At 68.6% G+C, this 19,494-nt stretch carries 16 protein-coding genes; 10 read left to right on the top strand and 6 right to left on the bottom strand.

The window, feature by feature from the left end; all coding sequences use genetic code 11:
• The first annotated feature begins 349 nt into the window (after positions 1–349).
• The 6 genes from AC1DBE_RS04625 to AC1DBE_RS04600 all read left to right on the top strand — a co-directional run bounded on the left by AC1DBE_RS04625 (position 350) and on the right by AC1DBE_RS04600 (position 7,553).
• The gene (locus AC1DBE_RS04625) at positions 350–1,981 is read left to right on the top strand and encodes an ABC transporter substrate-binding protein (RefSeq protein WP_476969752.1); all 1,632 of its coding nucleotides are present in this window, start codon (positions 350–352) and stop codon (positions 1,979–1,981) included.
• Positions 1,982–2,113: 132 nt separating this feature from the next.
• Complete coding sequence (locus AC1DBE_RS04620) at positions 2,114–3,205, top strand: ABC transporter permease (RefSeq protein ID WP_476903046.1); 1,092 nt, start codon at positions 2,114–2,116, stop codon at positions 3,203–3,205.
• Between the two features lies 1 nt (position 3,206).
• On the top strand, positions 3,207–4,226 hold the full coding sequence (locus AC1DBE_RS04615) for an ABC transporter permease (protein ID WP_476880027.1): 1,020 nt from the start codon (positions 3,207–3,209) through the stop codon (positions 4,224–4,226).
• Positions 4,223–5,938: an ABC transporter ATP-binding protein gene (locus tag AC1DBE_RS04610; RefSeq protein WP_476969751.1), complete on the top strand. Its 1,716-nt coding sequence runs from the start codon at positions 4,223–4,225 to the stop codon at positions 5,936–5,938. The genes AC1DBE_RS04615 and AC1DBE_RS04610 overlap by 4 nt, the downstream gene beginning before the upstream one ends.
• A 158-nt stretch (positions 5,939–6,096) precedes the next feature.
• On the top strand, positions 6,097–6,519 hold the full coding sequence (locus AC1DBE_RS04605; protein ID WP_476969750.1) for a chorismate mutase: 423 nt from the start codon (positions 6,097–6,099) through the stop codon (positions 6,517–6,519).
• 2 nt (positions 6,520–6,521) lie between these two features.
• Complete coding sequence (locus AC1DBE_RS04600; RefSeq protein WP_476969749.1) at positions 6,522–7,553, top strand: uroporphyrinogen decarboxylase/cobalamine-independent methonine synthase family protein; 1,032 nt, start codon at positions 6,522–6,524, stop codon at positions 7,551–7,553.
• A 31-nt stretch (positions 7,554–7,584) separates the two neighbouring features.
• Here the strand turns inward: AC1DBE_RS04600 and AC1DBE_RS04595 are convergent, their stop codons facing one another.
• Genes AC1DBE_RS04595 through AC1DBE_RS04570 form a run of 6 tightly spaced genes read right to left on the bottom strand, consistent with a single transcriptional unit; the run spans position 7,585 to position 13,719 of the window.
• A complete protein-coding gene (locus tag AC1DBE_RS04595) occupies positions 7,585–8,295 on the bottom strand; it encodes a DUF4166 domain-containing protein (RefSeq protein ID WP_476969748.1) in 711 nt (236 codons plus the stop codon).
• Between the two features lie 15 nt (positions 8,296–8,310).
• On the bottom strand, positions 8,311–9,603 hold the full coding sequence (locus AC1DBE_RS04590; protein WP_476969747.1) for a DUF58 domain-containing protein: 1,293 nt from the start codon (positions 9,601–9,603) through the stop codon (positions 8,311–8,313).
• Positions 9,604–9,606: 3 nt separating this feature from the next.
• Entirely contained in the window at positions 9,607–10,728 is a 1,122-nt protein-coding gene (locus AC1DBE_RS04585) for an AAA family ATPase (RefSeq protein WP_476969746.1), read from the bottom strand.
• Positions 10,725–11,918 (bottom strand): DUF4350 domain-containing protein, encoded by a 1,194-nt coding sequence (locus AC1DBE_RS04580; RefSeq protein WP_476969745.1) that lies wholly within the window; start codon positions 11,916–11,918, stop codon positions 10,725–10,727. Before AC1DBE_RS04580 ends, AC1DBE_RS04585 begins: the two co-directional genes overlap by 4 nt.
• Entirely contained in the window at positions 11,915–12,628 is a 714-nt protein-coding gene (locus AC1DBE_RS04575; protein ID WP_476969744.1) for a DUF4129 domain-containing protein, read from the bottom strand. The genes AC1DBE_RS04580 and AC1DBE_RS04575 overlap by 4 nt, the downstream gene beginning before the upstream one ends.
• On the bottom strand, positions 12,628–13,719 hold the full coding sequence (locus AC1DBE_RS04570) for a DUF7847 domain-containing protein (protein WP_476969743.1): 1,092 nt from the start codon (positions 13,717–13,719) through the stop codon (positions 12,628–12,630). Before AC1DBE_RS04570 ends, AC1DBE_RS04575 begins: the two co-directional genes overlap by 1 nt.
• Before the next feature lie 464 nt (positions 13,720–14,183).
• Between AC1DBE_RS04570 and mtrA the strand changes: the two genes are divergently transcribed.
• The 4 genes from mtrA (at position 14,184) to AC1DBE_RS04550 (ending at position 19,490) form a co-directional block, all read left to right on the top strand.
• A complete protein-coding gene (mtrA, locus tag AC1DBE_RS04565) occupies positions 14,184–14,858 on the top strand; it encodes an MtrAB system response regulator MtrA (protein ID WP_476879377.1) in 675 nt (224 codons plus the stop codon).
• Positions 14,830–16,710, top strand: a complete 1,881-nt coding sequence (gene mtrB, locus AC1DBE_RS04560) for an MtrAB system histidine kinase MtrB (RefSeq protein WP_476969742.1) — start codon at positions 14,830–14,832, stop codon at positions 16,708–16,710. Before mtrA ends, mtrB begins: the two co-directional genes overlap by 29 nt.
• Positions 16,707–18,425 carry an LpqB family beta-propeller domain-containing protein gene (locus AC1DBE_RS04555; RefSeq protein ID WP_476969741.1) on the top strand — a complete coding sequence of 573 codons (1,719 nt, stop codon included), beginning with the start codon at positions 16,707–16,709 and terminating at the stop codon, positions 18,423–18,425. Before mtrB ends, AC1DBE_RS04555 begins: the two co-directional genes overlap by 4 nt.
• Before the next feature lie 141 nt (positions 18,426–18,566).
• Positions 18,567–19,490 (top strand): ComF family protein, encoded by a 924-nt coding sequence (locus AC1DBE_RS04550; RefSeq protein ID WP_476969740.1) that lies wholly within the window; start codon positions 18,567–18,569, stop codon positions 19,488–19,490.
• The last annotated feature ends 4 nt before the right edge of the window (positions 19,491–19,494 follow it).

The raw sequence follows: 19,494 nt of genomic DNA, 5'->3' as shown, positions 1-19,494 counted from the left end.
CGACCCGGCCCGGCCCACCCCTCAGCGACACGGCTCACCCCTCAGCGGCCCACCCCGCCCCTAAGCGACCCGGTCCACCTAGTGACCAGACCTCGTAGCCCCCGCCGCCCCAACTCCAACCACCCCGCACCAACACCCACCCCCGGTCAAAAGTGCCGAAGATCCGGGGGAAATCGCGAAGAAAACGCTAAGTTCACTCGGTTCGTGTAAATTTTGTGTCTCAACTCACAAGATTGGACGATTCGCCCGCGGTCTTCTGGTTGAATCTAGGAATCAGGACATGGTGCTGCCCAACGAGTCAAGCTACTTCGGGCTGCGCACTAGTACTCATCGAACAGAAAGTTCACAGATGGCAATGAACAAAAAAGCCCTGCAGAGCGCCATCGCGCTCGCCGGGGTTTCCGCCTTTGCACTCACAGCCTGCACCGGACCTTCCGGCGGCGGAACGTCCTCCGGCGGTGCTGCAGGAGGCTCCATTACGTACGGCACCACGGACAAGGTGGTCACCCTCGACCCCGCCGGCTCTTACGATGCCGGTTCCTTCATGGTGATGAACCAGATCTACCCGTTCCTGATGAACTCGAAGCCCGGCACGGCTGACTCCAGCCCGGACATCGCGGAATCCGCGTCCTTCACGAGCCCGACGGAGTACACCGTCAAGCTCAAGTCCGGCCTCAAGTTCGCCAACGGCCACGCCCTCACGTCCTCTGACGTGAAGTTCTCGATCGACCGCGTCMTGAAGATCAATGACGACAACGGCCCGGCCTCCCTGCTGGGCAACCTCGCCTCGGTGGAAGCCAAAGACGACTCCACCGTGGTCTTCAAGCTCAAGCAGGGCAACGACCAGGTCTTCCCCGGCGTGCTCGCTGCCAACGCCGGTCCGATCGTCGACGAAGAGGTCTTCCCGGCCGACAAGCTGATGAGCGATGACGACATCGTCAAGGCCAAGCCCTTCGCCGGCCAGTACACGATCGAAAGCTACAAGAAGAACGAGCTCATCAGCCTCAAGTCCAACCCGGACTACAAGGGTCTGCTCGGCAAGCCGGCGAACGACAGCGCCACGATCAAGTACTACGCCGACTCGAACAACCTCAAGCTCGATGTCCAGCAGGGCAACATCGACGTCGCCGGCCGCAGCCTGACCGCAACCGACGCCGCCGACCTCGAGAAGGACTCCAAGGTCACSGTCCACAAGGGCCCGGGTGGCGAACTGCGCTACATCGTCTTCAACTTCGACACCATGCCGTTCGGTGCCAAGTCCGCTGACGCCGACCCGAAGAAGGCTCTCGCCGTCCGCCAGGCCATGGCCGACATCGTTGACCGCGATGCGATCGCCAGCCAGGTCTACAAGGGCACGTACCTGCCCGCGTACTCCGTCGTTCCCGACGGCTTCGTCGGCGCCATCACGCCGCTCAAGGACATGTACGGCGACGGCAGCGGCAAGCCCAGCCTGGACAAGGCCAAGAAGGCCTTCAGCGACGCCGGCGTCACCGCTCCGGTCACCCTGAAGCTGCAGTACAACCCGGACCACTACGGCAAGTCCTCCGGCGACGAATACGCCATGATCAAGGAACAGCTGGAGAAGTCCGGCCTGTTCAAGGTCGACCTGCAGTCCACCGAGTGGGTCACCTACTCCAAGGACCGCACCAAGGACGTCTACCCGGTCTACCAGCTCGGCTGGTTCCCGGATTACTCCGACGCCGACAACTACCTGACCCCGTTCTTCATCCCGGGCAACTTCCTCAAGAACCACTACGAGAACGCCGCCGTCACCGATCTGATCAAAAAGCAGCTCACGACGGTGGACAAGACGGAGCGCGAAAAGGTACTCGGTGACGCCCAGACGGCCGTCGCCAAGGACCTCTCCACGCTGCCGCTGCTGCAGGGCGCCCAGCTGATGGTCGCCGGCAAGGACGTCAAGGGCGTCGAAAAGACCCTGGATGCGTCCTTCAAGACCCGTCTTGGTGTGATTTCCAAGTAGGTCAATTCCCCATCCGGTCCTGACCAGCCAGTGAGGCGGGGCGCCCGCGCGGCGTCCCGCCTCTCTTGCTGAGGGCAGGACACCCGATTCCCGAAGCCCACGAAGCCGACGGAAACACGATTTTAGGTACCAATGACAACACTTATTGAGGCGCCGCCAAGCGACGCCGACGGCCTATTGCCGACAAAGAAGAAGTCGTCCGGTGGGGGACTGGGCCAATACATCCTGATCAGGTTCCTGCTGATCTTCCCGACCATTTTCATCCTGGTCACGCTCGTGTTCTTCCTGATGCGGATCACCGGTGATCCGATCACGGCTGCCCTCGGCGGCCGGCTCCCTCCGGAGCAACTGGCGGAGCGCATCCACTCTGCCGGCTACGACCGGCCCATCCTGGTGCAGTACTTCGAGTACCTGGGCCAGCTCATCACCGGCAACTTCGGCACCACACTCTCGGACAACCGCCAGGTCTCCGAGATGCTGACCACGTACGGTTCCGCAACGCTGGAACTGTCCATCAACGCCCTGCTCGTGGCCCTGCTGGTGGGCATCCCGCTGGGCATGATCGCCGCTCACCGCCGGGACAAGGCTCCCGACGCCGTGCTGCGGATCTTCGCGATCCTCTGCTACGCGACCCCGGTGTTCTTCGCCGGCATGCTGCTGAAGCTGACGTTCTCGGTCTGGCTGGGCTGGCTTCCGGTCGCGGGCCGGGCCAAGACCTCCACGGAACTGGCACTCACCGCGCTGCAGGCGCCCACCGGCATCTACTGGCTCGACGCCCTGCGCAGCGGAAACATGGCTGCCCTCGGTGACGTCTTCGCGCACGCCGTGCTGCCCGCCGTCGCCCTCGGCCTGCTGACTGCCGGCATCTTCCTCCGGCTGGTCCGCACCAACGTGATCGGCACCCTGGGCAAGGACTATGTGGAAGCCGGACGCTCACGCGGCGTCAGCGAATTCCGCCTGGTCACCAAGCACGCCTACAAGCCGGCCCTCATCCCGATCATCACGGTGATGGGCCTGCAGATCGCGGTCATGCTCGGCGGCGCCGTCCTGACCGAGACCACCTTCGAATGGAAAGGCCTCGGCTTCCAGCTGGCGACCTACCTGACGGCCCGCGACTTCGTGGCTGTCCAGGGCATTGTGGTGCTGCTCGCCGTGATCGTGGCCGTGACCAACTTCATCGTGGACATCGTGGCCGCGCTGATCGACCCCCGCGTGAGGTACTGACATGAGCATCGAACCAACTATTGCCGCAGAAAACCGCAGGGAATCCTGGTTCCGGCGCCTGCCGGTGGTCTCCCACTTCAACAAGAGCGTCGGCCTGCAGCGCGGCATGCTCGTCGCCGGGCTCGTCCTGACCTCGCTGTTCCTGCTGACCGCGATCTTCGCTCCGTTGATCGCGCCGTACGGTTTCTCCCAGATTTCCGACGACGGCGGTAACTTCCCGGCGCAGCAGGCCCCCGGCGGCCGGCACCTGCTCGGCACCACCGTGGGCGGATACGACGTGTTCTCCCGGGTCGTCTGGGGTGCGCAGACAGCGGTGATGGTCATCATCGTCGCCGTCATCATGTCGATCTTCATCGGCGTCATCCTCGGCCTGGTCAGCGGTTACATTGGCGGCTGGCTGGACCGGATCCTGGTAGTCATTGCCGACGCCGTGTACGCGTTCCCGTCCCTGCTGGTCGCCATCGTGATGGCCATCGTCATCAGCGGCGGACGCTCCAGCCTGTGGGGCGGCATCCTCGCCGCAGCGATCTCCATCACCGTGGTCTTCATCCCGCAGTACTTCCGCGTGATCCGCGCCGAAACCATCCGGCTCAAGGCCGAACCCTTTGTGGAATCCGCCAAGGTGGTGGGCGCATCCAACATCCGGATCATGTCCCGCCACATCTACAAAAACGCCACCCGGACCCTGCCGCTGATCTTCACGCTGAACGCTTCCGAAGCCATCCTTACCCTCGCGGGCCTGGGCTTCCTCGGCTTCGGCATTGAACCGACGTCGGCCGCCGAATGGGGCTTTGACCTGAACAAGGCCCTCGCGGACACCACCTCCGGTATCTGGTGGACGGGTGTCTTCCCCGGTCTGGCGATCGTCCTCACCGTCGTGGGCCTGACCCTGGTCGGCGAGAGCATCAACGATCTCAACGATCCGCGCCTGCGCGGCCGCAAGAAGGCTGTCTCCGGCAAGGGCGGACCCGATTCCGCCGGCGCCAAGGCGGCTCCCACAGCAGAAGTGAGCAGTTCATGAGTACCAATATCGGCTCCGTTTCAGACCAGCACGCCCGCAGCGCCGGACCCGTGCTGGACATCGACAACCTGAAGGTCACCTTCGCCACCGACGCCGGGGACGTCTACGCGGTGAAGGATGTCAGCCTTGAGGTCAACCCCGGCGAGGTCGTTGCCATCGTCGGCGAGTCCGGCTCCGGCAAAACGGTCACGGCCAAGACCATCCTGGGCCTCCTGCCGGAAACAGCCATCAGCTCCGGCGCTGTGCTGATCAACGGCAACAACGTCATCAGTGTCAGCCCTTCGAAGCTGCGCGAAATCCGGGGCCGCGACGTGGCCATGGTGTTCCAGGAACCGTCCACCGCGCTGAACCCCGTGTTCACCGTGGGGTGGCAGATCGCGGAGGGCATCCGCGCCCACGCCGGCCACTCCGGCGGCGGCAAGGTCAATGCCAAGGACGCCAAGGCCCGGGCCATCGAGGCGTTGCGGAAGGTGGGGATCCCCGATCCGGAAACCCGGGTCAACTACTACCCGCACCAGTTCTCCGGCGGCCAGAAGCAGCGCGTCGTGATCGCCGCCGCGCTGGCGCTCAATCCGGGGCTCATTGTCGCGGACGAACCGACCACGGCACTGGACGTGACGGTGCAGGCCGAGATCCTGGAGCTCCTCCGGGACCTTCGGGACCAGTACGGCACCTCGATCGTGCTCATCACGCACAACATGGGTGTGGTCGCTGACCTCGCGGACCGCGTCGTCGTGATGTACCAGGGCGACGTCGTCGAGGAAGCCAGCGCGCGGGTGCTCTTCGCCGAGCCGAAGCAGGACTACACGAAGAAGCTCCTGGCCGCCGTCCCGCACCTGGGCCGGAACTCCGCCTCGGCGGGTATGACCGAACGCGCCCACCAGGGCGGCAAGGTGCTGGTCGAGGCCAAAAACCTGACCATCGAGTACCCGGGCCGGCTGGGAAGTCCTGCGTTCAAGGCCGTGGACGGCGTGAACTTCACGCTGTCCGAGGGCGAGGTCTTTGGCCTCGTCGGCGAATCGGGGTCCGGCAAGACGACGATCGGCCGCGCCATCGCGGGCCTGAACAAGACCACCGGCGGAAGCCTGAAGGTCCTGGACTACGAGATGCTCAATCTCAAGGARCGCACYTTCAARCCCCTGCGCAAGCAGATCGGSTTYGTGTTCCAGGACCCGGCGGCGTCGTTCAACCCGCAGCTCACCATCGGTGASTGCATCGCGGARCCGCTSATCATCCACACCAAGCCGACGCCCGCGCAGGCACGCCAGCGGACCCGGGAGCTCCTTGAGTCGGTGCAGTTGCCGGCCGCCTACGCTGACCGCTACCCGCACGAGCTCTCCGGCGGCCAACGGCAGCGCGCGTCGCTGGCGCGGGCCCTGATCCTGAACCCGAAGCTGCTGATCGCGGATGAGCCGACGTCGGCACTAGACGTTTCGGTGCAGGCAAAGGTGCTGGAGCTATTCAAGGAAATCCAGGCCGAATTCGGCTTCGCCTGCCTCTTCATCAGCCACGACCTCGCCGTGGTGGACATCCTCTCGCACTGGGTCGGGGTCCTCTACAAGGGCAAGATGGTGGAGCAGGGCCTGGGTAACCAGGTGATGGGCAACCCGCAGCATGACTACACGAAGAAGCTGATCGCGTCCCTGCCGGTCCCGGATCCTGACGAGCAGGCCCGCCGCCGCGAGGAGTTCCGCGCGGTGCTCGGCGCCTAGCGGGCACTGAGCCGCTTTCCGTGCACAAGGGGTATGCCCGCCGTTCACTGCGAACGGCGGGCATACCCTTTTCGTTGCCCGCAAGGGGCCGGCCAAACGGCCGGCCGCGCCCGCTTAACACCGGGAAGCAATTGCCCGCCTGCCCCTAGACTGGATCAATGACCGAGCAGAACCAGAACCTCCCTGACACCGACAGCTACGACCCCGCGGCCAGTTCCCTCGCCGGGCACGTTGACCCCTTGGTGATGGCGGAGCTGCTGTCGATCCGGTCCAGCATCGACAACATTGATGCCACCCTCGTGTTCCTCCTCGCCGAACGGTTCAAGGCCACCCAGAAGGTCGGCTTCCTCAAAGCCACGCACAAGCTCCCGGCAGGAGACCCGGGCCGTGAGACGGCCCAGATCGCCAGGCTGCGCCGGCTCGCCGCCGAGGCGCACCTGGACCCGGCCTTTGCCGAAAAATTCCTGAACTTCATCATCGGCGAGGTGATCCGCCACCATGAGGCGATCGCCGAGGACCACCAGGCCGCCGCCCACCGCTCGGGTGCCTCCGCGGACTCCGCCCTGGCCGCCGAGGCCTAGGCGTGGCTGCTTTTCCGGGCCAGGTCACGGCCACCGCCCTTGGCCCGTGGCCGGGCGAGGACCCGGTCGAGGCCGCCCGCATCATCCGTGGGGAGCTGGGCAGCCCGCACCTGCCCTTCCTCGCCGAACTCCCGGACCGCGGCGTGGGCTCCGACGCGCTGGGCCGGACCGCCTCGGTGCTCGAAGGCCTCGCCGTGGACGCCCAGCCCTTCGGCTGGCGCCTGGTCGACCGGCCAGGGAAGGACCTCACCCGGGCGCGCTCGGCCCTCTCGACCGACATCAACGTCCTCGCCGACGTGATCGGGGCGGAAGACTCCCCGGCCGCAGACCTGAAGCTCCAGCTTCGCGGACCGCTCAGCCTCGCCGCGGGGCTGCACCTGCACAACGGCGAACGTGCCCTGATCGACCACGGCGCCCGCCGCGATCTTTCGGCGTCGCTCGCTGCCGGCGTTGGTGCCCACCTGGCCAGGCTGGCCACCGCGGCCCCAGGAGCCCGGCTGGTGGTCCAGCTCGATGAACCGGACATCGCCGCCGTGATGGCCGGCACCATCCCGACATCCAGCGGCTACCGCACCCTGCGGTCGGTCGCGGGGTCGGAGGTCACCGAATCCTGGCGGCTGGTGGTGGACGCGTTGCGGTCCGCCGGCGCCGCCGAGATCGTCATCGCGGTGCCGGAGATCGAGGCCCCGTTTGACCGGATCCTGGCGGCCGGAGCGGACGGCATCGCGGTGCCCCTGAGGGCCCTCACATCACGCCAGTGGGAGCAGCTCGCAGGCGCCGTCGAGGCCGGGAAACGACTCTGGGCAGGAGTCCTGCCAGTCGATGACCCGACGGCGGGGCTGCAGCGGGTGCCACAGGCGGTAGAAACGCTCTGGCGCCCCTGGCGCCAGCTCGGCCTTATGCCTGAGTCGCTGGGCGCGGTGCGCGTCACGCCCTCCGGCGGGCTCGCCGGCCACACGCCGTCGTCCGCGACGGCCGTGCTGACCCGGCTGACCCAACTGGCCGACGGACTGAACCAGCTCGCCCTCGGCTAGGGCCCGGAGACGGCCTCCGGACGAGCGCCCCTTAGACGCGGCTCTCCCAGCGGTCCGGCCGGGCGTGCGCGGGCAATTGGCCCGGTGCCGCCGCCCCGGCCGGATAGGGTTCCAGCCGGTAATCGAAGTGCCCGGCGTACACCAACACCAGCCCAATCTGCGGCTGGATCACCTTGACCTGGATCCGGTGCCGTCCCTCAACCGGCTCCCACCACTGTTCGGCGTAGGCCTTGGCGTCGAGGGCTGCCGGCAACGGGATCCGGACCGGCCCGACAAACAGCCGGGATGCCTCGGACACGCCACGCAGCCTCCCCTCGGGCGTGACGCTGAGGTTGAGGTCAGTGATCAGCCGGCGGTAACGGCCCACGTAGTCCACCAGCCGGGTGGACCCGGACGAGGAATCGGCGCTGGTGGTGTCCTGGAAGATCCGGGTGGTCTGCGGGAAGAAGATCTCGCGGCGGGCGGTTAGGCTCGAGCGGCCGAAGGGGTCCAGATGGGCGTGGTTCTCGATCCGGAACCTGATGCCCTCGCCGTACTCCGGGAAAAACGCCTGCTCACCGGTGGCGAGCCGCAGCAGCGGCCGCAACCAGGACTGGCGGCAGCCGACGACGTCGAAGACGCCCTCGCCCACGCCGTAATGCCCCGACCCCGGGGTGAGGGAAAAGTACTCCTGCAGCTCAGGCTGCAGAAGGGCAAAGTCCGGCCCCAGGCCAAGCTGGTAGATCGGGTCGTAGGTGCTCACATCATCCTCCTGGGGTCACAGCCTACCGGCGGCTTTCAACCGAATGTACGCGTCGGCGAGGGCCGGCGGCAGTTGCGCGGGTTCGGCGTCGACCACCTCGACGCCGGCCTGGCGCAGTTGGGCGCTGACCGCTTCGCGTTCCAGCAGCGCACGTTCGGCCGCCGCGGCGCGGAAGACCCCGCTGGCGGTGGACCGTTCCTGGAGCATCTCGCCGAGCACCGGGTCGCGGACAGCGGCCACCACCACCACGTGCTGTTGCGCCAGCTGGGCCGCCATCGGGAGGAGCCCCTCCTCCGGGGCGCCGCCGTCGAGCGCGGTCAGCAGCACCACCAGCGAACGGTGCGCCGAAACGGAGCGGATCTGGCCGGGAATCTGGCTCCAGTCGAGCTCAATGAGCTCCGCTTCGAGGGGGACCATGGCCTGGACCAGCTGCCCCAGGAGGTTTCCCTTGGCCGCCGAGCCTGCCCTGGCCCGCACCCGGCGGTCGAAGGCGAGGAAATCCACCCGGTCGCCGCCCCGTTCGGCCAGGACGGCCAGCAGCAGGGCTGCCTCGATCCCGGTGTCCAGCCGCGGCTCGTCGGCAATCCGGGCGGCGGCCGTCCGCGAGGTGTCGAGCAGGACCACGACGCGACGGTCCCGTTCCGGCCGCCAGGTCCGGACAACGACGGCGGAGCGGCGGGCGGTGGCGCGCCAGTCGATGGAACGCACGTCATCACCACGCACGTAGTCGCGCAGCGAATCGAACTCCGTGCCGGCACCGCGGATCTGGACTGCGGCCTTGCCGTCGAGTTCCCGCAATTGGCGCAGTTTGGACGGCAGGTGCCGGCGGGAATGGAACGGCGGCAGTACGCGTAACGAACCGGGACATGGGAGGGTGCGCTGCCGGGCGGCGAGGCCCAACGGGCCAAACGCCCGGACCGTTACATGCGCTGCGGCGAGCTCGCCGCGCCGGGTCGGCCGCAGGGTCACCGCCATCCGGCGGCGTTCGCCGGCGGGCACGTTCAGGTGCTGGCGGGGATTCTGCGCGCCGGCCGACGGCTGCCAGGCGTCGCGGACCAGTCCGCGCAGGGCCCGGCGGCCCGTGTTCGCCACCGTCAGCACCGATTCCGCCGAACCGGTGAGCGCAACACTGCCGGGATCCCCGCGCTGCACCGAGACATGGCGCAGCGGCGCCGCCAGGACCAGATCGGCCAGCAGGACGGCCGCCAGCAACAGCATCACGACAACGGCCGAAGGCCAGCCCGGGAAGAGCAGCGCGGGGACCATTCCCAGCAGCGCCAGCAGCACGAACCGTCCGGAAATCGCCATGGCTTAGCGGGGCACAGGCACGGAGGCGAGGATGCTGCCCAACACGCCGTCGGCCTGCACGCCGTCCATTTCTGCCTCCGGCCGCAGTGCCACACGGTGGCGCAGGCAGGGCAGGGCGAGGGCTTTGACATCGTCGGGGGTGACGAAGCTCCGCCCGGAGAGCCACGCCCAGGCACGCGACCCGGTGAGCAGTGCCGCGGCGCCGCGGGGTGAGACGCCCAGCTGGAAGGACGGTGCCGACCGGGTGGCGCGGACGATGTCCACGATGTAGGCGAGGACCTCCGGGCCCACCTCGACCGCGGCAACTGCCTGCCGCGCCTGTTCCAGCTCGGCGGCCCCGGCGACCGGGCGCACCCCTGCCGCAGCCAGGTCGCGGGGGTCGAAACCGGCCGCGTGCCGTCGGATGACCTCAATCTCGTCGTCGCGGCCGGGCAGCGGCATGGCCAGCTTGAGCAGGAAGCGGTCCAGCTGCGCCTCCGGCAGGGGATAGGTTCCCTCGTACTCCACCGGGTTCTGGGTCGCGGCGACGATGAACGGCGCGGGGAGCCGGCGGGAGACGCCGTCCACGGAGACCTGCCGTTCCTCCATGGCCTCGAGCAGGGACGCCTGCGTTTTGGGCGGGGTCCTGTTGATCTCGTCCGCCAGCAGGATGTTGGTGAAGACGGGCCCTTCCCGGAAGCTGAACTCTGAGGTGCTGGAGTCGTAAATCAGCGAGCCCGTGACGTCACCGGGCATCAGGTCTGGGGTGAACTGGATCCGCTTGGTGTCGAGGCTCAGGGCCGCCGAGAGGCTGCGCACCAGCAGGGTTTTGGCCACGCCCGGCACCCCTTCGATGAGCACGTGGCCGCCGCACAGCAGGGCGATCAGCATCCCGGTGACCGTGGCATCCTGCCCGACGACGGCCTTGGCGACCTCCCGCCGGACGTCCAGGAGTGCCTGCCGGACCGGGTCGTGGTGGGCTGCGCCCCCGATACTGTGGCCATCCGCCGCCGGACGGCCCGGTGCCGCGGTTGGCGGGTCCGGGTGCTCCGCCGGCCTGGGCGCCGGCCACGGGGCTGCGGCGCCGGCTGCCGGGCCGGTGTCCGTCGCTGCTCCGCCGCCAGGGATGCTGGGGTAGTCGTTCATCGCGCGTGTACCTCTTTCTCTAGTCGTTCGAGCTGCTGGGCCCAGCGCACGAGGTCTGCTTCGGTTCGGGGTTCGGCATCCAGGATGCCGGAGACGCTCTCGGGGCTCCGGTCCAGGTGCCGGGCGGCAGCGTCGGAGATGGCCGCCGCGCCGGCGTCCGGCCCCAGCCTGAGTGTCTTGGCCAGCCGCACCAGGGTTCCGGCGCGGAGGACGTCGGAGGCCCGGTCGACGGCACGGGCATCGTGGTAGAGCCGTGCCCGCCCTTCCGCGGTTTCCACGGCCTTCACCACCACCGGGAGCGGCTCGACCACCAGCGGGCCGAGCCTGCGGCCGCGCCAGAACATGGCGAGCACGGCCACGAGGGCGAGCCAGGGGCCGAGGACGCGGGTCCAGGGGGCGGCGAGGTCACTCAGGGTGACCGGCTTCTTCGCCGCCGGCACATCGGCGATTCCCGGCAGGTACCAGATCAGCCGCTGTTCCGCGCCGACACTCCGCAGCGCCAGCGCGGCGTTGCCTTCGGTGGCCAGGCCGCCGTTGCTCAGGAGTTTGCCGTTGCCGAGCACCAGGAGGCGGCCGTCGGAGCTGGCGGCATAGAGGCCGCCCCGGCCTTCCGTCTGGGCGTAGCAGACCACGGGCCCGTCGTAAAGGAAACCGTCACCGGCGGAAACGGCGCCGGCCGCGGTCGGGTCGGGTTCGCCGCAGCGCGGTTCGAGGGACCCGGTGCCGTCACGGACCACTCCCGATTGCCGGATCCCGGAGTCCAGACCCAGCAGGGTATTGAGCCGCGGGGTCACCACCACCAGCCGGTCCGCGGCGGCGGAGAGGTAGCGCAGCTGGTCACGGCCCAGGTAGCCGTTCGCGTCGTAGAGCAGGACAGCGGAACCCTCGCCGGCGCGCCGGGCATTCTCGATGGCCTGCCGCGTGGACTCGAATGACGCCGACTGTTCGACGGCGACGCCGTGCCGGCCAAGGATTTCCGCGACCGCGCGCGCCCCGTCCGGGGCGGCGTTCCGAATGGAGAGGGCTTCCTGGTCGCCGTGTGGCCGGAGCTGGATGACCGCCGTCAGGACCAGGGCGGCGACGAAGACGACGCCGAGGACGGTCCAGGTGCGGTGCCGGCGGAGCCAGCTGCGGACGGCGGCCGGAGGGGGCACGGGGGAGCCGGGGGTGGCGACGGCGGTTCCGGTCACAGCGGCCTGGCCAGGACGTCAGGGCCGGTGCCCTGATAGTCGGGCGCTGTGTCCGCCAGGGCGGCGTCGAGCCGGACCAGTGCCTCATGGTCCTGCGGCGCGGCGCCGGCGCCGCCGTAGCGTACGGCGTCGAAGGTGCGCGCTGAGTCCTCAAGGTCCCGGGCGTAGGCACTAAAGGCGCGGCCCAGCCTGGCAGCGACCTCGTCTGCTGTCCGGCCCGGCAGCGGGTCCAGGACGGTCCGCTCCTCGGCCGCACGTACGATGGCCCGGAACTGTTCAATAACGGCCGTGGACCACTCTCCCCGGGCGGCCGCCGCCGCGGCGCGGTCCCGGTGCATTTGCGGCGTCAACGCTGGAGCGGCATCGAAAACCTCCTTGGCCGGTGCCCGCCGGGCGTTCAGCCGTGGCCGGACCACCACGATGGCGACGGTTATCACCACAGCGGCGATCAGCAGCAGCAGCGGGACGCCGTAGCCGCCGTCAGCCCCCGGGGTGCCGTCTCCGGTCAGCGAACGCAGCCACCGGGCGAAGTTGGCCAGGGCCTCGTCCAGCCAGCTGGGTTGCGCGGCAACATAGGGGTCCTTGGCGAGTTCTTCGGCGGCCCAGCGGCTTGCCTCCTCCCGGCCGGGAAGTACCGGAGGCTCTGGCTGAAAGTGCGTGGCCAGAACGGCCACTGCCTGGTCCAGGGCCCTCCCGGGGGCGGTCGTCATCACCGGACCGGCGGGGGGCCGAACGGCGGCCGGGCCCAGGCGGACGGGTCACCCTGAATCACCGTTGCACCGCGTCCCGGCACGCCCGCAGGGTCGCTGCCTGTCTCAAGTTGCCGCAGGAGGTCCAGGTCCAGTCCGTCCTTGCGCATCCGCAAGTCCGCATAGAGCAGGGCCGCCGTCGAGGTCTGGAAAGCGAAGCCGACGGCGGCAACCAGTGCGGTCACCACCGTGCCCACGACCGCAGCCACGACCCCAACCGTGTGGGTTTCGGCCTCCCCACCCTGGGCGAAAACCGTGGCAGCGATGCCGTTCGTCGCAAGGCGGACGGGCAGGAGGACGATCTGGGTCAGGACGCCGACCAGGATCCCCACCACAATTGTCACACCGAGGATCCGCCACCAGTTCCTCCCGGTGAGTTGCCACGAGCGGCGGAGTCCGGCAAACGTGCCGAGTTCTTCAACCACAATCGCGGCCGGCGCGACGGAGAACCGGATGCCGAGCCACAGCATGGCAATGAACAGCCCGAAAACCAGGAGCACCATCACCGGCACGGCCGCGCGGTCCATCACGGCCGCCGACAGCACCGTCACCAGCACGCCGACGGCGATGACGGCCACCGTTCCCAGGATCAGCACGCCGGCCAGCCCCAGCAGCGCGCCGGTCCGGGACCGTGCAAGGACCCACATCTGGCGGAACCCTGTGCGCCGGTTCAACAGCGCCCGGGCGACGGGAACGGCCATGGCCCCCTGCATCACGACGGAGATCAGCACTGACAGGAGCGATAGCAGCGCGCCGATGGCGGCTGCAGTGCCCAGGGTGAGTGCCATGGCCTGCGAAAAGCCCGGGCCGCGCAGCGACAGGGCGCTCGTGGCGCCGAAGAGGGCGCCGCCCTCGATGAGCGCCGACATGATTGAGGCCAGCGACTGGGCGATGATTCCGGCCCCCAGCATGGCGGCGGGGTTCCGCCTGACGGTCTGGAAGGCGCCGTCCAGGATTTCGCCGAACATCAGGGGGCGCAGCGGGACAATGCCCGGCTTTGGCGGGGCAACGTAGCGCGGCTGGCCGTAGGGGGAGTGGCCGGGTGGTGCCATGCCGCCCGGGCCACCGAAGCCATGGCCGGGACCCGGAGGGCCCCACTGCGGCGTGGGATTCCACTGCGGCGGCTGGCCCCACTGTGGGGCGGACCCCCATGCCGGATGTTGGGCGGGCTGTTGTCCGGGCCCGGTCGGCGGCTGGCCCCACTGCGGTGCGCCGCCCCACTGCTGCGGTCCGCCCTGCTCCTGCTCGGACAAGCTTTCCTCCCCAAGAAATTGCCTACCGGACACACGCGGACACGGCGCTGGCGCCGTTGCGAACCCGTGCCCGGGCGCGTGCCCGGGGCCAGACGTGACCCCAGCCTATAGTTTCGACGGCCGGCGGCAAGTACCCGGGCCGATTCGGGCCGTGCCATTACCAGCCGGGACGCTCCGCCGGCCGCGCCGTGCCCCGTCCCCCGCGCCATGCCGGGAACGGCCCGAATACGACAAAGCCATTTCAATAGGGGAATATATAAGCTATGAAGGCACGGATTTTGGTAGTGGACGATGACGAGGCGTTGGCCGAGATGATCGGCATTGTGCTGCGCAATGACGGCTTTGACCCCGTATTCTGCGCGGACGGCAGCCAGGCCCTGGAGGTGTTCCGCTCATCCAAGCCCGACCTGGTTCTGCTGGACCTTATGCTCCCGGGCATGGACGGCATTGAGGTCTGCCGCCAGATCCGCGGCGAGTCAGACGTTCCGATCGTGATGCTGACCGCCAAGTCCGATACTTCCGACGTCGTGCGTGGCCTTGAGTCCGGTGCGGACGATTATGTCCCCAAGCCGTTCAAGCCGGCCGAACTTGTCGCCCGGGTCCGGGCCCGCCTGCGCCCCGGCGACCAGAAAGCCCCCGAAACGCTGCGCATTGCCGACGTCACGATCGACGTCGCGGGCCACGTTGTCAGCCGTGACAGCAAGCGGATCTCGCTCACCCCGCTCGAATTCGACCTCCTCGTGGCCCTGGCCCGCAAACCGTGGCAGGTCTTCACCCGTGAACTGCTGCTGGAACAGGTCTGGGGCTACCGCCACGCGGCCGACACCAGGCTGGTCAACGTCCACGTCCAGCGGTTGCGGTCAAAGATTGAACGCGATCCGGAAGCCCCTGAAGTTGTATTGACGGTCCGTGGTGTCGGCTATAAAGCAGGTTCCTGAACCGTCGGACGGCCACCCCGTTCCCGGTCCGGAGAGTGTGCCGCCGGCCGACTCCGGCCCGGAGAGTGTGCCGCCGCCGGGTCAGTCCCCGCTGTTCCGGGCGCGGATCTGGGCACGCCGGGCGCGGATCGTCACCGCCCGCGTCGTCCGGCTGGTCCGCACCGGCATCTCGAGGGTGCTGCCCGGAATCCGGTACCTGCTAAGGGCCGTGCAACGGCGCTGGCGGCGGTCCCTGCAATTCCGCACGGTGCTGACCACCCTGATGCTCGCGATCGGGTCCTTTGCCGTCGTCGGCGCGTATCTCTCGAACCAGATCGCCAACAACCTCTTCCAGGAGCGGCTGGCCCAGGCCGAGTCCGAGACCCGCTATAACGTCAAGCAGGTCCAGGACACGTTCGATGGCGCCCAGGTCACCGACCAGTCGAGCGTTATCACCCTGGTCTACGACACGCTCAACGCCGTGGAGGGCCGCGGCTCGGTGATCCAGCGCCGCTATGTCTTCGAAGCGATGCCCGAGCAGACCAAGCCGCGGAACCGCTGGGTCGAATCCCGGGCCTCGGATCAGCTGACCATCAGCGTCATCCCCACGGACCTGCGCAAGGCTGTGCAGGACTCCGGAAAAGACCAGTACTGGGCCTCCACCGAATTTCCGGTGGGCACCGAGGACCGTCCCGGGATCGCCGTCGGCAACAAGGTGACGTTCAACGGCACCGTCTACGAGCTGTACCTCATCTACGACCTCAACTCCGCGCAGAAGACCCTGGACGAAATCCAGAACGTCCTGCTGGCCGGTGCCGCCGCGCTGGCCCTGATGATCGGCGCCGTCGCCTGGTACGTCACCCGCAACGTCGTCAGCCCCGTCAGCCATGCCGCCGTCGTGTCCGAAAAACTGGCGGCAGGGCAACTGCAGGAACGCATGGTGGTCAAGGGCGAGGACGAGGTCGCCCGGCTGGGTGCCTCCTTCAACCACATGGCCGCCAGCCTGCAGGAGCAGATCACCCAGCTGGCCACCCTTTCCCAGATGCAGCAGAGGTTTGTCTCCGACGTTTCCCACGAGCTCCGGACACCGCTGACCACCGTCCGGATGGCCGCGGAGGTGCTGTACGACGCCCGCGACGACTTCGACCCGATCAACAAGCGCTCCGCCGAGCTCCTGTACAACCAGGTGGAACGGTTCCAGTCGCTGCTGGCGGACCTGCTGGAGATCTCCCGGTTCGACGCCGGCGTCGCCATGCTCGACGCCGAACCCACCGATATCATCCAGCTCATCTCGCACGTCATCGAGGGGGTTGCGCCCGTGGCCGCCGAGTACGGCTCGGAGGTGACGCTGAACGCCCCTGCGGGCAGCATCGTCGTTGATATGGATGACCGGCGCATCGACCGGATCCTGCGCAACCTGATCCTGAACGCCCTCGAGCACGGTGAGGGCAGGCCGGTCAACGTCTCCGTCGCGGCCAACGGAACCGCCGTCGCGGTGGCCGTCCGTGACCACGGGATCGGGATGACCAGCGCTGAAGCAGCCCGCGTGTTTGACCGTTTCTGGCGGGCCGACCCGGCCCGGGCCCGGACCACCGGCGGCAGCGGCCTGGGGCTCTCCATCGCGACCGAGGACACCAAACTGCACAATGGCTGGCTGCAGGCCTGGGGGAGCAAGGGCAGCGGGTCAAACTTCCGCCTCACGCTGCCGCTGCGCCAGGGCGAAGCCATCACCCGGTCGCCGCTCCAGCTGGAGCCGGCCGACGTCGGGCCCGCCGGCGTCGTGCCCGAACGGACAATGCTGCTGCTGGACCAGGCGCTCACCCACCCCCGGCCGGCGGGGCCGGGCCACGACACCACGGAGGAGCGGCCATGAGCGGTGCCCGGAAGTTCAACGGCGCTGCCGCGGCCCTGCTGGCGGTCGTCCTGGTGCTCCTGACGTCCTGCGCGCAGATTCCGCGCTCCGGACCGGTGGGCAAGAGCACCGATGAGAGCGCCGGCAAACCGAATAACGCCCCTGTCTTCTTCCCCGTGGCCCCCCGGGCCGGAGCCGGGCCGGAAGCTGTGATCGAGGACTTCTACCTCGCCGGCAGCGGTTACGAGGACGACTACGCCGTGGCCCGGCAGTACCTCACCCAGGCCTCATCGGTGAAGTGGAAGCCGGACCAGCGGGTCCTGGTTTTCCGGTCCGCCCGGGTGGTGCGGACCGCCGTCGAAAACGTCTTCAACTACGAACTGGACCTGGCCTACACGGTGGACGCCGACGGCATCGCCACACCGCTGCCGCCCGGGTCCAAGGAGAGCATCCCGGCGACGGTGACGAAGGTCGACGGCGAGTGGCGGATCGCGGAGATTCCGGACGGCACGGCCATCCCGGAGGAGACCTTCAAGGTCATCTACGGCGCGTACCCCATCTACTTCTACGACCCCACGTTTACCTACGCGGTCCCGGACATGCGCTGGTTCATCAAGAAGAAGACCGTTAAGGCCATGGCCAGCGCCCTGCTGGGCGGTCCCGCGCCGTACCTGAAGGGGGCCGTGGTCAGTGCCTTCCCGTCGGGCATGAAACTGGCGCGTGAATCCGTGCCCGTGGTCTCCGGCGCGGCGCAGGTGGACCTCACCGCGAAAGAGCTGACGGATGCCTCCAATGAGGACCGGTTGCGGATGCAGACCCAGCTGGCGCTAACGTTCCGCAGCCAGCCGGACGTGATCAACGTCGAGCTTCGCGCGAACCAGGACCTGGTGCGGGTCGAGGACGACGGAACGGTGCTGCCCCCGGTACGCGACAAGGACGTCCCCGCCCACCAGATCGCCATCAGCAACAACGACCTCGTGCGCTTCGAGAACAACAAAGTCGGTGTGCTGCCGGACATCCAGTCCGTGCGGGCCCTGGGCCCGCGGATGCCGGCCGAATCCCCGGTATCCCAGGCCGCGGCGTTCCTCAACGCCGGGCGGACCACCCTGTACTCGATCCTGCCGGGACAGCCGGCCCGTGCGCTCACGACGCGGGCCAGTCTCTCCCGCCCGTCGTTCGGCCGCTACGACTGGGTCTGGTCCGCGGGTCCCGGAAGCAGCGGGGCCACCGAAGTCCTGGCCTATCATCCGGCCGGGACCGCGCCGGGGGCGAGCATTCCGGCCGTGACGATCACACCGGCATGGCTTGCCGGGCGCAACGTCAAGGAGTTCCGGATCTCGCGGGAGGGGACCCGCGCCCTGGTCATTTCCGAGCTCAACGGCAAGACCAACGTGCAGATCACGGGCATCATCCGGACAGCCGACGGTACCCCGCGGGACCTGACCGCGCCGATTACCCTGCTGGCCACCAAGGCCCCGGACCGCGGAGTCTGGGTCAACGACACCACCGTCGCGGTGATGAAGAGCTCGGGGAGCGGCAACGTCACCCCCGAGCTGCTGTCCCTGACCGCCGCCGCCCCGCAGCAACTGGCGCCCTGGCCCGGCCTTACGGCGTTGAGCGCGGGCAACGGTCCGGCGGAGATCTACGGCCAGTCCGCCGAGGGCATCTTCCAGCGGTTGGGCAACGGCTGGTCGGCGCAGTTCAAGGGTGCCACCGACCCCGCCTTCCCGGGCTGACGCGGGCTGCCTCGGGCGTCGTCTGACTGACCTCGCTCGGGCGCGCACCTGGCTGGCGCCCGGCAACTTGGCGCGTCCGGTTGTCCACATGGCCGCGGGCGCCGCTTCCCTGAGGAAGCCCGTGGCGGCCACGCTTGGAACATGAGCAGGCACCCGCGCCCCGACCCCGACCTCGCGCCGGAAGTACCGGCCTCGAAGCACCGTGCCGAACACGCCGGCTGGGCTGCCCGGCTGGCGGACCGGACAAGCGCTGCCGCCGCAGAACTGCTGGCCCTGGCCGCGCCGGTGGAATGCGTCTGCTGCGGTGCCGAGGACAAGACGATCTGCGCCGTCTGCGCCCACCAGCTCCGGCAACTGACCCGGCGTCCGTTCCGGGCCGAGGGCCGGGCCCCGGCCCTGATGGACATGGACGGATCCGTCCTGCTGCCGGTGGTAGCAGCCGGGGTATACCGCGGCGAGCTGGCCCAGGCCCTCCTGTCCTTCAAGAGGCATGGCCAGCGCCAACTGGGGACTGAACTGGCCAGGGCACTCGCCGCAGCCGTCGCCGCGGCGGCGGGGCGGACCCAGGGGCTCCTGCTGGTGCCGGTGCCCACCAGCGCCGCCGCCTTCCGGCGCCGCGGATTCAGCCCCGTCCACCTCCTCCTTGCCCGCGCCGGGCCGCACCCCGGCCTCGCCGGAGCCGAGGTCGCCGACGTGCTCCGCCAGTCACGGCCCCTCGGCAGACTTCCCGCCGCCGGATCCACGGCAAGCTGGCGCGGCGGGCAAAAGGGCCTGGACCGCGTGGCCCGGTCACGACGGGTGCGCGGTTCCATGCGGGCCAGGCGAACTTTCGGCCGGGTGGCACTCTCCGGCCGGCCCTGCATTGTGGTGGACGACGTCCTGACCACCGGTGCCACACTGTCCGAGGCAGCGCGTGCGCTACGTGCCGCGGGGGCTTTGGTGCGCGGCGCCGTCGTGCTCGCTGCGACACGCCCGCCGGCTCATGGCGACTTTGCGGCGTCCGCCCTCGACATGGCGCGGAACGCCGGAGGAAAGGAAAAAAATAAACCAAAAAGAGATGAATAACAGG

The sequence above is a fragment of the Arthrobacter sp. 10T416 genome (genome assembly GCF_056394165.1).
This window is presented reverse-complemented; position numbering and strand designations above follow the sequence as displayed.

Bases quoted from the DNA above. Each gene is read 5' to 3' on its own strand.
- AC1DBE_RS04620 (WP_476903046.1), top strand. From the start codon at position 2,114: ATGACAACACTTATTGAGGCGCCGCCAAGCGACGCCGACGGCCTATTG.
- AC1DBE_RS04615 (WP_476880027.1), top strand. From the start codon at position 3,207: ATGAGCATCGAACCAACTATTGCCGCAGAAAACCGCAGGGAATCCTGG.
- AC1DBE_RS04605 (WP_476969750.1), top strand. From the start codon at position 6,097: ATGACCGAGCAGAACCAGAACCTCCCTGACACCGACAGCTACGACCCC.
- AC1DBE_RS04590 (WP_476969747.1), bottom strand. From the start codon at position 9,603: ATGGCGATTTCCGGACGGTTCGTGCTGCTGGCGCTGCTGGGAATGGTC.
- AC1DBE_RS04585 (WP_476969746.1), bottom strand. From the start codon at position 10,728: ATGAACGACTACCCCAGCATCCCTGGCGGCGGAGCAGCGACGGACACC.
- AC1DBE_RS04575 (WP_476969744.1), bottom strand. From the start codon at position 12,628: ATGACGACCGCCCCCGGGAGGGCCCTGGACCAGGCAGTGGCCGTTCTG.
- AC1DBE_RS04570 (WP_476969743.1), bottom strand. From the start codon at position 13,719: ATGGCACCACCCGGCCACTCCCCCTACGGCCAGCCGCGCTACGTTGCC.
- mtrA (WP_476879377.1), top strand. From the start codon at position 14,184: ATGAAGGCACGGATTTTGGTAGTGGACGATGACGAGGCGTTGGCCGAG.
- AC1DBE_RS04555 (WP_476969741.1), top strand. From the start codon at position 16,707: ATGAGCGGTGCCCGGAAGTTCAACGGCGCTGCCGCGGCCCTGCTGGCG.
- AC1DBE_RS04550 (WP_476969740.1), top strand. From the start codon at position 18,567: ATGAGCAGGCACCCGCGCCCCGACCCCGACCTCGCGCCGGAAGTACCG.